This window comes from Bradyrhizobium sp. (assembly GCF_035273305.1).
Taxonomy (GTDB): Bacteria; Pseudomonadota; Alphaproteobacteria; order Rhizobiales; family Xanthobacteraceae; genus Bradyrhizobium.
This window is the reverse complement of record NZ_DATEPI010000047.1, coordinates 1-12,042: the sequence shown is the minus strand read 5'-3', so window position 1 is coordinate 12,042 and position 12,042 is coordinate 1. Positions and strand designations below refer to the sequence as shown.

At 60.5% G+C, this 12,042-nt stretch carries 7 protein-coding genes and 1 pseudogene; 6 read left to right on the top strand and 2 right to left on the bottom strand.

Going from position 1 to position 12,042, the window contains the following annotated elements; all coding sequences use genetic code 11:
- On the bottom strand, nt 1-3,325 hold a 3,325-nt coding region (locus tag VJV58_RS03310), incomplete at its 3' end, for a VCBS domain-containing protein (protein WP_324135917.1).
- A gap of 657 nt (nt 3,326-3,982) precedes the next feature.
- Here VJV58_RS03310 and VJV58_RS03305 point away from each other — a divergent pair.
- The 5 genes from VJV58_RS03305 (at nt 3,983) to VJV58_RS03285 (ending at nt 9,203) form a co-directional block, all read left to right on the top strand.
- Nucleotides 3,983-4,786: a transglutaminase-like cysteine peptidase gene (locus VJV58_RS03305; RefSeq protein WP_324135916.1), complete on the top strand. Its 804-nt coding sequence runs from the start codon at nt 3,983-3,985 to the stop codon at nt 4,784-4,786.
- A 97-nt stretch (nt 4,787-4,883) separates the two neighbouring features.
- Nucleotides 4,884-5,675 carry an ABC transporter ATP-binding protein gene (locus VJV58_RS03300; protein WP_414641388.1) on the top strand — a complete coding sequence of 264 codons (792 nt, stop codon included), beginning with the start codon at nt 4,884-4,886 and terminating at the stop codon, nt 5,673-5,675.
- Nucleotides 5,672-7,198, top strand: coding sequence for a permease (locus tag VJV58_RS03295; RefSeq protein ID WP_324135914.1), 1,527 nt, complete (start codon nt 5,672-5,674; stop codon nt 7,196-7,198). Before VJV58_RS03300 ends, VJV58_RS03295 begins: the two co-directional genes overlap by 4 nt.
- 88 nt (nt 7,199-7,286) lie before the next feature.
- On the top strand, nt 7,287-8,105 hold the full coding sequence (locus VJV58_RS03290; protein WP_324135919.1) for an MBL fold metallo-hydrolase: 819 nt from the start codon (nt 7,287-7,289) through the stop codon (nt 8,103-8,105).
- Nucleotides 8,106-8,153: 48 nt separating this feature from the next.
- Nucleotides 8,154-9,203, top strand: a complete 1,050-nt coding sequence (locus VJV58_RS03285) for an amidohydrolase family protein (protein WP_324135913.1) — start codon at nt 8,154-8,156, stop codon at nt 9,201-9,203.
- A 44-nt stretch (nt 9,204-9,247) separates the two neighbouring features.
- Here the strand turns inward: VJV58_RS03285 and htpG are convergent, their stop codons facing one another.
- Nucleotides 9,248-11,116, bottom strand: a complete 1,869-nt coding sequence (htpG, locus tag VJV58_RS03280; protein WP_324135912.1) for a molecular chaperone HtpG — start codon at nt 11,114-11,116, stop codon at nt 9,248-9,250.
- 234 nt (nt 11,117-11,350) lie between these two features.
- On the opposite strand from htpG, the pseudogene VJV58_RS03275 reads away from it, so the two are divergent.
- A pseudogene (locus tag VJV58_RS03275) lies at nt 11,351-12,042 on the top strand (tellurite resistance/C4-dicarboxylate transporter family protein); the annotation flags it as partial.

The window sequence follows — 12,042 nt, the reverse complement described above, 5'->3', positions numbered from 1 at the left end:
AGCCCTCGATATTGCTTTGCGCATTGAAGCTCGCCGCACTATCGACATCACTGATCGTCAGCGTTCCGCCGGTCGTCAGCACCGCATCGGTCTCGGTCAGATTGCGGGTGTCGGTGCCGCCGATCACTGCAGCATCATTGGTGCCGAGAATATTGACCGTCAGCAGATGGGCGGTGCCATCGACTGAGGTCACCGTCAGCGTGTCGGTGTAGGTTACGCCGGCAACGAACTCGTTATGCGCGGTGTCGGTGGTATAGCTCCAGACCCCGGCGGCGTTGATCGAGAACTTGCCGAACCCGCCCGAGCCCTCGACGTTGCTCTGTGCCGTGAAGCTGGCCGCGCTGTCGACATCACTGACTGTCAGCGTTCCGCCGGTCGTCAGCACCGCATCGCTCTCGGTCAGATTGCGGGTGTCGGTGCCGCCGATTGCCGCGGTATCATCAGTGCCGAGAATGTTGACGGTCAGCAGATGGGTGGTGCCGTCGGCAGACGAAACCGTCAAGGTATCGGTGTAGGTTACGCCGGCGACGAACTCGTTATGCGCGGTGTCGGTGGTATAGCTCCACACGCCAGCGGCGTTGATCGAGAACTTGCCGAAGCCGCCCGAGCCCTCGATATTGCTTTGCGCATTGAAGCTCGCCGCACTATCGACATCACTGATCGTCAGCGTTCCGCCGGTCGTCAGCACCGCATCGGTCTCGGTCAGATTGCGGGTGTCGGTGCCGCCGATCACCGCGGCATCATTGGTGCCGGTGACCGTAATCGTCAGGGTCGCTGAACTGGCGCCGCCGTGGTTGTCCGAATTGGTATAGCTGAAAACATCGGCGACGCTCTCGCCTTCCGCCAACGCCTGTACGTTTAACTGAGCATTGTTCAGCGTATAGGCGTAGCTGCCATCGGAATTCAGGTGCAGCGTGCCGTAGGTGCCGACCACATCGACACCGACCTTGCCGCTGTCCCCGTTCACCGCGGTCACGCTATGGGTGTCGGTGGCGTTGACGTCGGTATCGTTGGTCAGAACATTGCCGCTGACCGTGTTGGGGGCGGTGTCTTCCTTCACCGCATTGAAGTCTGCCACCGCTCCCGGGGCATCATTGGTGCCGGTGATTGTGATGGTGAGGGTGGCCGAACTGTCGCCACCGTGGTTGTCTGAATTGGTGTAGCTGAAAACATCGGTAACGGTCTGGCCGTCCGCCAGCGCCTGCACGTTGGCCTGCGCATCATGCAGCGTATAGGTGTAGCTGCCGTCGACATTCAGGTGCAGCGTCCCGTAGGTGCCGACCACATCCTCGCCCACACTGCCGCTGCTGCCATTCACCGCGCTCACGCGATGAACGTCGCTGGCGTCAACATCGGTGTCGTTGCTTAAAACGTTGCCGCTGATCGGGTTCGGCCCAGTGTCTTCCTTCACCGCATTGAGGTCTGCCACAGCGACCGGCGCTTGATTGGTGCCGGTGACGGTGACGTCGACCTGTTCAGTAATAATGCCGCCGTGCTGGTCGTCGAGCGTAACGGTGAAGCTCTCGACCTTGGTCTCGCCGGCAGCGAGATAAGCCACGGCGGAATCCGCAACCGTGTAGGTCCAGGTGAAATGGCCCCCGGTCCCGATGCCATTCGTGTCGCTGTCCTTGATTACCGTCAGCGTGCCCAAGGTTGTTCCGATTGGGGCAGCCGAAACCAGATGCACGTCTGAAAGGTCGACGTCGCTGAAGCTAATCGCGCCGCTGCTCGAAAGGTCACCGGCTGGAGTGACTTGCTCGGTTACTGCACCGGTCAGATTTTGTGCGGTGATGAGAGGCGCGTCATTGGTGCCGGTGATGGTGACGGTGATTGGAATGCTAACCGTCCCACCGTGGCCGTCGTTAACGGTCGCCGTGTAGATCAGCGTTAGTACTTCGCCGCCCGACATGAAATCGAAAGCGCCGTCAGCGACGCTATAGGTCCAACTGGCCGAACCATTGTTGGTATTGCCAGGCGCCGGCACCACCGTGAGGGGTAGCTCCAGTGCCGCAATCGCCGCAAGCTGCTGCGATGTCAAGGTTGAGGTGATATCGATGTGCTGAGCGTTCTGATAGCTGAACGTGCTGAACGCCGCTGAGACCGTCGGACGGTCATTGACGTTGGTATCCACAAAATTGATGACGCCGGATGCCATGTCGACAGCGAGACTATGCAACGCCCCGGGAAGCTCGACCGAAGCGCCGCCGGTAGCGACAGCGGTCGGCCCCGCTTTGAGCGGTATGAAGATGTCGGAAGTCGTCGTCGAATCGAACGAAGCCCCTTTGTCGTTCTTCAGGACCGAGAACGTCGGGATAACGACATCCCCACCCCCCGCCAGTTTAGTCGGCGTCCCCGATTGAGGGGTGATGGTATCGTTCTGGCCAGTGTTGGTTTTTGGGTTGGAGTCGTTGCTCGTGAATTTCAGCGAGAACACGTCGTTGATGAGCTTTTGGATATCCGGGGGCAGCGGCGCATTGGTGATGGTGACCTGGCCCTGACTGATATTGATCTGCTGTCCGGCCTGGTTGACGGTCGCTATCGGCGTAAGCGTGTTCTTGTCGAACAGGATGTACGAACCCGTCGTGCCGTCCGGCTCGACCAGAACCTGGAATTTTGCCGAAGGTGAAGGCGGCGTGCCCGGCGACGGCGCCGCGAGGGGCACCTCGAAATCCACTTCGACCAACACCGCCGTGCCCCGGATGCCCATGGTCGCAACCGGGGTATCGACCTTCATATCACCGTGCTTGGCGGTCTCGCCCGCTACGAATGTAATGGTACCCGCAACCAGGCTGAGCAGTGAAGAGTTATTCGACCCGTTCGGGTCGTACACCATTTCATTGAGCACCATTCGCGCGTTCGAGGACAAGCCGAATACAGTGCCATCGATGAACGTAATTCCGAGAGTCGAATCGGAGCCGGACTGTACGACGTCGCCTTTTTCGACGTTGTCTCCGTTGTTCAAGATGATAGACACGCCATTCCGGACTACGGTCGCCGTGCCCACGAGCTTGCTGACATGACCGATGACCTTGCCGGCGCTCGCGCCGCCCGCCTGCGCGTATTGAGTGTGGCCGGTCAGCGCCGTTACAATGCCGCCGGTCAGGTGCGCACCATCCGGCGAGGACAGTGGCGCCCGCTTGTCGGTCTTGAAGTAATCCTGCAGGAGCAGTTCTTGATTGTCGCCTGACAGGATCAGGTCGACGCCGGATCGCTTGAAATCGCCGGTGAAAAGTAGATGAGCGTCGGCAACGATGATGGCGTCCGCAGGCGCGTGCGTCGCGTGATGCGTAACTGTCTCGACTCTGGCTTGCCCTTGCAAATGCAAGCCCAAGGCATCCGAGGAGAGATTCGCGTCGAATTGGCCGGCGTAGTTCAAATCGCCACCGCACAAAGTTAATTTTTCTATAATTTCGTCAGTCTAAGCTTGCCTTATCATGAAGCTAACCGTTGGGGAACCATCTCCTACTTGTGCAAACAGGCGGCAACGCCGTCCGGCACGGACCGTTCGAAGTCTCTGTCAGCCGCATTCGTGAGAGGTAGGGTATTCGCATCGCGGTCAGTACGAATTAGACAATAGTTCGAAGTATAAAAACGCGACCTAGGCTATTATAAGGAACAGAATCAGGTATCGCGGGAAGCGAAGAACATTTGTTGCCGAGTTCTGCCAGCATACTGCAGCATTGTGCCGGCTTAAACTGTGATCTGGGTAACACACTACACAAATTAGGCATGTCGCCGGAAACCGAGCACCCATAATCGCTCGTGTGCTTTCGGTGTCTATCGGGCAAACGCTTCGAAGCGGCCGTTATCTAAAACTCTCGGTAAAACGTCGACGCGTCTTTCAGCGTCTTTCGCGCTTTTCGGCCGCGAACGGTCGGTTTTAAGCGGAATCAAAGCCCAGCCACCCATCCTCGCCTACGAAATGATCCGGTCACGAGGTGGCTAACGAGCCCTTGCCGATGTCCGGACAACGGGGCGTCACATGGGTTTTTTCGGTCACTCGCCGGCGCGGCGTGCCATCGGGCTTGCGTGCGCGTTGGCCTGGTACGGACTGGCGGCAGATCTTTCAGCCGGCACGTTGGAGCAAGCGGATTCGCCTAGCGCACCGCAACTGTCGCAGCCCTCGGCAGAGCCATTCGGCTTGTCTGTTTCGAGAGTTTTCGCCGGTCGCTTGCGGGAGAAATGGCGCAACGTCGAGCGCAAGCTCGACGATGAGCGGGTACAAATCGCGCTTTGCGACGGTGATCGGGAGCGTTGCGCATCGCCCGCTGCTCTGCGCTTCCTCGCCATTATCGATAGCGCGCGAGGCCGCGAAGGCCGCGCCCGTCTCGGCGAAGTAAATCGCGCCGTCAATCTGGCGATCCGGCCGATGAGTGACCAGGCGCAATACGGCGAGGCAGACGTCTGGACATCGCCACTGGTCACGTTCACCCACGGCGCCGGCGATTGCGAAGATTACGCGATCGCCAAGTTCGTTGCGCTGCATCAGGCCGGAATATCATCAGATGATCTGCGGATCGTAATCATTCGCGACACCATTCGCGGCGAGGACCACGCGGTCGCAGCGGCACGACTCGATGGACATTGGCTCGCCCTCGACAACCGCCGCATGGCCATGGTCGAGGACGATAATCTAAGAAACTATCGCCCCTTGTTTGTCATTGATCAGCACGGGCTGATGCAGTACCGCGAGCCACCATTGCTCGCGGAAATTCCGGATGGCGTTCGCTCTCCCACCCTCACACTGACCGTTTCGCAGCCTGGTTTGGTTTTGGCGACCAACTGAGTTCGCTCCGCTAGCCAGTAAGCAATGGCATGCCGTGAGCGGACCTATCAAATGAATTTGCCCCGACGGATTCACCGCAGCGAAATATCTGCGGTCCATGGTCGAAACATCGGATGCAAATCAACCACGGCACCCTGTCATGAAGTCCATCGAATCCGCGCTCGAACTGCGAGGGTTAACAAAGCGTTTTGACCGCCTCGCGGTCGACGCGCTCGATCTCACGGTCGGGTCGGGCGAATTCTATGCGCTCGTTGGTCCGAACGGAGCCGGCAAAACCACGACGCTGCGAATGGTAGCCGGGCTGTTGCAGCCTGATGCAGGGAGGGTTTCTGTCTTCGGCATCGACGCGCTAGCGGATTCCATCGCGGCAAAGCAGGTCATGGCATGGGTTTCGGATGAGCCGATGATCTACGACAAGCTCACGCCGCTCGAGTACCTCGAATTCGTTGCCGGGCTCTGGGGCATCGACGCTCGCGTTGCCGAACCGGCCGCGCACGAACTGCTCATCTCGCTCGGATTGCAGGCGCATCGGCACGAACGCTGCGAGGGTTTTTCCAAGGGCATGCGCCAGAAAGTTGCGCTGGCCGGCGCGCTGGTGCACGCGCCCCGGCTGATCATCCTTGACGAGCCGCTTACCGGGCTCGATGCAGTTTCCGCCCGGCACGTCAAAGGATTGCTCAACGATCGCGTCCTCGCCGGCTGCACGGTAATTATGACCACACATATTCTCGAAGTCGCCGAGCGAATGGCCGACCGCATCGGCGTGATCGCCGCCGGACGGCTGGTCGCCGAAGGCACTTTGGCCGAATTGCGCCAGCAGAACGGTCGGCACGACACCAGCCTTGAAGATCTATTCATCGCGCTGGTCGACGTCGCGGCGGCCGCATGAATTCGGCTGCGGCGCTTACGTGGTTTGCCCGGCACGAGCTTCGGCTGGCCTGGCGCGAGTGGCTCGCGGTGATGGCAACCGGGCGGCGCGGCCGCAAGCGCGCTGCACTGATTGGACTGGTTGTGTTTGCCGCGGTCATGCATCTGCCGGCCTATGCGGTGATCGGCCGGTTTGCGAACCTCCAACTCCCACCTGACATTTCCTCGCTGATCATCATCACGGCGATCATCTTTCTCGCCTGGACCTTGATGCTGTCGCAGGCAATCGAATCCGTGACACGGGTTTTTTACGCGCGCGCCGATCTCGACCTCATCATGTCCTCGCCGGCACGGCTCACAGATGTGTTTTCCATTCGGATAGCGGCGATCGCGCTGTCGGTTACTGCGATGTCGTTGTTGTTCTCGACACCGGTCATCGATGTCCTGGTGATCGGCGGCGGCTTCAGGTGGTTCGCGGCTTATGGCGTGATCGTCACGGTTGGCCTGTCGGCAGCAGCGGTCGCTGTAGCGGTCACGATTTTGCTGTTTCGGATGATCGGTCCTCGCCGGACCCGGTTGGCGGCGCAGATCATTGCGGCGATCATTGGCGCCGGCTTTGTGATCGCGCTGCAGGTCGCCGCGATCCTGTCCTACGGCACGCTGTCGAGATTCGCGGTTCTGACATCGGAGACCGCCACAGCCTTTGCCCCAGGGCTTGAGAGCGCGGTCTGGTGGCCGGCGCGTGCGACGCTCGGCGATAAGCAGGCATTGGCGGTCCTTTTCGCCGGTGGCCTCGTGCTGCTCGGCGGCGTCATGGCGATGTTGTCGACGCGATTTGCTGACACGGCCCGGCGCGCGTCCGGCAATGCCGCGCCAGACCGACAACACTCCAGGACAACAGCGTTCCGCTCGGGTACGCGGCAACAAGCGCTGCGCCGCAAGGAATTCGTGCTGCTGCGACGCGATCCATGGCTTTTGTCGCAGAGCCTGATGCAGCTGTTGTACCTTGTGCCTCCAGCGGTGATGCTGTGGCGACGCTTCGCCGATAGCGCCATGGCGATCGTGGTCGTCACGCCAGTTATCGTGATGGCTGCGGGGCAGCTCGCTGGCGGTCTCGCATGGCTGACGATTTCGGGCGAAGATGCCGCCGACCTGGTGGCAACCGCGCCCTTGACGGCATCCCGCATCATCCGTGCCAAGATCGAAGTGGTGCTGATCGCGATCGGCGCCATTTTCGCGCCGTTCGCTATCGCGCTGCTGTTTGCCTCCTCCGTTCAAGCGGCGGTCACTGCGCTGTTCGTGATACTTGCAACCGTATCCGCCACCGCGATCCAACTCTGGTTTCGGGTACAGGCCCGGCGCAGCCAATTTCGCCGGCGTCAGACCTCGTCGCGGCTGGCGACCTTCGCCGAAGCGTTCTCCTCGATCGGATGGGCGGCCACGGCGGCGCTGGCGCTTGCGGTGCCGATCGCCGCGATCGTGACCGGCGTCATGACCCTCGCCATCCTTGCCGCCACCTGGAAGATCAGCCCGCGGCAGCAATAGAACGAATTCTCCGCAACGCCGGAGTGCCGCGATGACGGAACCAGGATTGCAGGGTACAGTGCGGCGCTTTTTTGATACGGGCGTACCGATGTTGCGATGCTTCCCCGCGGCCGTTGCGTTGCTGTTTTCGCTGTTTGCCCCGGCCCTGGCGCAGGAGAACCAGCGCAGCAGCGAATGCCTGGCGATGGCGAATAGTGGGCCACGCGCGATTCCCGTCAGCGTTCGCGAGTCCGCCGCAAAGCCCGACGAAGTTGCAATCACCTATGCCGGTCACTCGACCTATTACATCGATACGCCGGGCGGGATTCGGATCGCGACTGACTATAGCGGCGCCTACACCGCCGGCCGTTTGCCCGACGTGGTCACGATGAACCGCGCGCATGACACGCATTACACGCTGTTTCCGGACCCCCGCATTCCCTATGTGTTGCACGGCTGGGCCGACAACGGTGAGCCCGCGAAAATCGCGCTCCGAGTCGGAGATGTCTTCATCCGAAACGTGACCACCGATATCAGGCGCTATTTCGGCGACGGCCCGAGCGCCGAAATGATCAAGGACGGCAACTCGATCTTCATTTTTGAAGTCGCCGGCCTTTGCATCGGCCATCTGGGACACTTGCATCACAAGCTTGATGAAACCCATTTCGCGGCGATCGGCCGGCTCGACATCGTGATGGTGCCAATCGACGGCACCTACACGATGTCGCTCGATGGCATTTCCGAAATCACCCGGCGGCTGCGCGCCTCGGTGGTGCTGCCGATGCATCGCTTCATGACTCCGCTGGAGGAATTCATGCGTCGGATCGGACAGCAATTCGCCACGGAGATGCGAAACGAGCGCACGCTGACGATTTCGCGGGATGCGCTGCCGGCTATGCCGACCGTAATTGTGCTCCGCGGTGTCTGATCTATTTTCTGCATACATTCGGTACTCGTCACCAACGGAGCGACTTCCATGCCCAGCAATGCCCCCGCTGCGAAGAGCGGGCTCTATGCCGATCCGCGCGAAGATTGGCTGGCGTTGCGCAAGGAAGAGATCCTCGATCCGGCGCGCCCCATTGTCGACCCCCATCATCATCTGTGGGATCGCGGCGGGCAACGCTATCTGATTGAAGACATCGTGGCCGACGTCGGATCCGGACATAACGTAATCGCAACGGTCTATGTCGAAGCCCGCTCGATGTATCGCGCCGGTGGCCCGGAATCGTTGCGCCCCGTCGGCGAGGTCGAGTTCGCCAACGGCGTCGCGGCCATGAGCGCGAGCGGTGCTTACGGCCCCGCAGCGATCTGCGCCGGCATCGTCGGTCATGTCAATCTGCTGCTCGGCGATAGCGCGCGTCCCGTACTTGAAGCGGAAATCGTCGCCGGCAACGGTCGCTTTCGCGGCATTCGGCATTCCTCCGCTTGGGATGCGGACCCAGAGGTCGCCGGCATGTACGCGCTGCGGCCGAAGAAGCTCCTGCTTGATCCTGGCTTTCGCGAGGGCTTTGCCTGCCTTGCGCCGCTGAGCCTGAGTTTTGACGCCTGGCTGTTTCATCCGCAGATCGGCGAGCTCGCCGACCTCGCCCGCGCCTTTCCAGATACCGCGATCGTGCTCGATCATTGTGGAGGCCCGATCGGGGTTGGCAGCTACGCGGGCCGTCGCGAAGAGATTTTCGCCGATTGGAAGGCCGCGATCCGGGACATCGCAAGATGCCCGAACGTGGTAGTGAAACTCGGGGGCCTCGCAATGCGGCTGCTCGGTTATGACTTTCACGAGCGGCCGAAGCCGCCGTCCTCGGAGGAGGCCGCCGCGGCATGGCGCCCCTATTTCGAAACCTGCATCGAGGCCTTCGGTCCCGAGCGCTGCATGTTCGAGAGCAATTTTCCTCCGGACAAGGGCCAATGCAGCTACCTGGTGATCTTCAACGCCTTCAAGCGAATAGCCGCGCAGTACAGCGAGGCCGAGAAGACCGCGCTATTTTCCGGAACAGCAGCGCGGGTTTACCGGCTAGAGCTCGGCTGACCTCCAGGTCAGGAGCGAGATGTGAGTAAGCTCGTCGCTGCATACTAACCGGCTTGCCCGGACACTGCGCGTAGCACTAGCCCGTTGAGTCGGTTCGTGAACGCCGCCGGATCCTCCGGCAGCTCGCCGTCAAGAATCTGCGCCTGCTCCAGCAGCAGCAATGAGAGATCCCGCGCTGCATGCTTCTGCTCGGTAATTGCCGCGACCAGCGGATGGCGCAAATTGATTTCGAGGATCGGTTTCGTCGCGGCGCCGCGATTTTGCTGGGCCAGCAATCGCTCAAGCTGGCGATCGCGGCCGGCGCCGCCTGCCACCAGGCACGAGGCGCTGGTGGTCAGTCGCTGCGATGCGCGGACGTCAGACACCTTGTCGCCAAGCGCATCCTTGATCACCGCGATGGTCACGGCCTCGTCCGCGGCTGGGCTTTGCTTGTTGGCATTGTCATCCAGCAGCGGGATAAGCCCGAAATCGATATCGCCCTGGCTCAGCGACTTCAGCGGCTTGCCGCCGAAGTCGAGCGGCGCCGAGGTCCAGAAGGCATCGACCGGATCGGTCAGCAGCAGGACCTCTACGCCGCGCGCAGTCGCCGATTCCAGCTTCGGATTTGACTTCAACCGCTCGAGGCTGTCGCCAACCAGGTAGTAAATTTCGGTCTGGTTCGGCTTCAGGTTTCCGACGTACTGCTTGAGCGAACGCTTGTCGCCGGAAGTGGTGGTGAAGCGCGACAGCGCCAGCAGCTTCTCCCGGCGCTCGAAATCTTCCCAGATGCCTTCCTTAATCACTGCTCCGAACGCATCCCATATTCTCGCGAAATTTTCCGGCTCCTTCTCACTCAGATTTTCCAATTCGCTGATCAAGCGACCGGTGACCGCCTTGCGGATTTGAGCAAGCTGCGGGTTGTTCTGCAACATCTCGCGGGAAAGATTGAGCGGCAGGTCCTCGCTGTCGATCACGCCGCAAATGAAACGGAGATAGGCCGGCAAGAGATCGGCGTCGTCGGCAATGAAAACGCGGCGCACGTAGAGCTTGACGCGGCCCTTACGCATCGGCTCGAACAGATCGAATGGTTTGGTGGACGGCGCGAACAACAGGACCACATAAGACTGCCGGCCTTCAGCGCGGTAGTGCAGCGTCATCGCCGGATCATCGAAGGCCCCGGCGATCGACCGGTAGGCCTGGGTGTAGTCTTCCGGCTTCAGTTCTGATTTCGGCCGCTGCCACAATGCGCTTGCCGAGTTGATCTGCCGCGGCTCTCCCTGCTCCGGCTTGAGCTCGATCGGAAACTGGATGTTATCGGAATAGGCGCCGACGATCCGCTCGATCTCGTAAGCCTCCAGATATTTTGTCGCGTCGGACTTCAGATGCAGAACGATTTCGGTGCCGCGCGTGACGCGTCGGGCATCCTCGTCGCTGGCCGGAGCGATATCGAACCCATTGCCGCCCGAGGACGACCATGTCCAGACCTCGGTGGTTCCGGCACGGCGGCTGGTGACGGCAATGCGATCGGCGACCATAAAGGCCGCGTAAAAGCCAACGCCGAATTGCCCGATCAAGCCGGCGCCGTCCTTGGCTTCGGTCAGACGTGAGAGAAAGGACTTGGTGCCAGACCGCGCAATGGTTCCGAGATTATCAATCAGCTCCTGGCGATCCATGCCGATGCCGTTGTCGATCACGGCGAGCGTCCCGGCTTTCTTGTCCGGAACGATGCGGATCCTGGGCGGCTCGCCGTCGGCCGTCAGATCGGGCGCGGCGATCGCCTCGTAACGCAGCTTGTCGAGGGCGTCGGAGGCATTCGAAATCAATTCGCGGAGAAAGATTTCGGTTTCCGAATAGACCGAGTGCACCATCAGGTGCAAAAGTTCGGCAACTTCGGCCTGAAAAGGTTTGTGTTCGGCAACAGTTTCCGTGGGCATATCGGTCTCGCGCAGGTCGTAGGGGAAGGTTGGTGATATAATGAGACAGTTTAGGTTGGCAAGATTCTCAAGACCCTCGCCTGATGGTGTCCAGGTTCTCACCGCCGATGGTTCTGTTCGCGGGCGGGACCGGGTTTATCCTTGGAGGGGGTATATCCTATCAGGTGCACCGTTGGCCTCGCGCAAACGTGGTTATTGAATATGGAAGTTTCTGGAAAGCCCGCATCGTTGACCGTGCATCGAGCGGCTGGGTGGACCAATAGCCAAGTGGCGGAACTCCATCCCGGCGCGTTCGCGCTGGTAATGGCGAGCGGCATTATCTCAAACGCCTTCTTCCTCGAAGGTTACCGGGCTTGGGCCGACTTGCTGTTCGCGGTCATTCTCTTCGCGTATCCTTGCCTGATCCTTTTCACGCTGTTGCGCCTTGCGCTGTTCTCGCAAGCCTTGTGGAGGGATCTCACCGATCCCCGGCTGGTATTTTCCTTTTTCACCATTGTCGCGGGCACCGGGGTTTTCGGAGTAGCGCTCCATTTGCGCGGCTTCGCAATGGTCGCGGTGACGATGTGGCTGTTCGCGCTCGCGCTCTGGTTTGTCCTTGTCTATTTCAGCTTCGCGGTGCTTATCTTTCTTAACAGTGCGGGCGGCACGAACATCGTGCATGGCGGTTGGCTCAATGCCATCGTCGGTACGGAATCCCTTGCCATCCTCGGCGTGACCGTCGCGTCCGAAATGGGCGCTCTTCGTCCGGCCGTGTTCGTGCTTGCCCACATGCTTTGGGGCGTGGGGCTCGCGCTCTATGGCATCTTCATCACTCTCTTTGCCCATCGCATTTTCTTCTCCGATCTCGATCCTGAGGATATCACCCCGGTTTTGTGGGTTGTGATGGGAGCCGCTGCGATCACGACCAACGCGGGATCAATACTCAT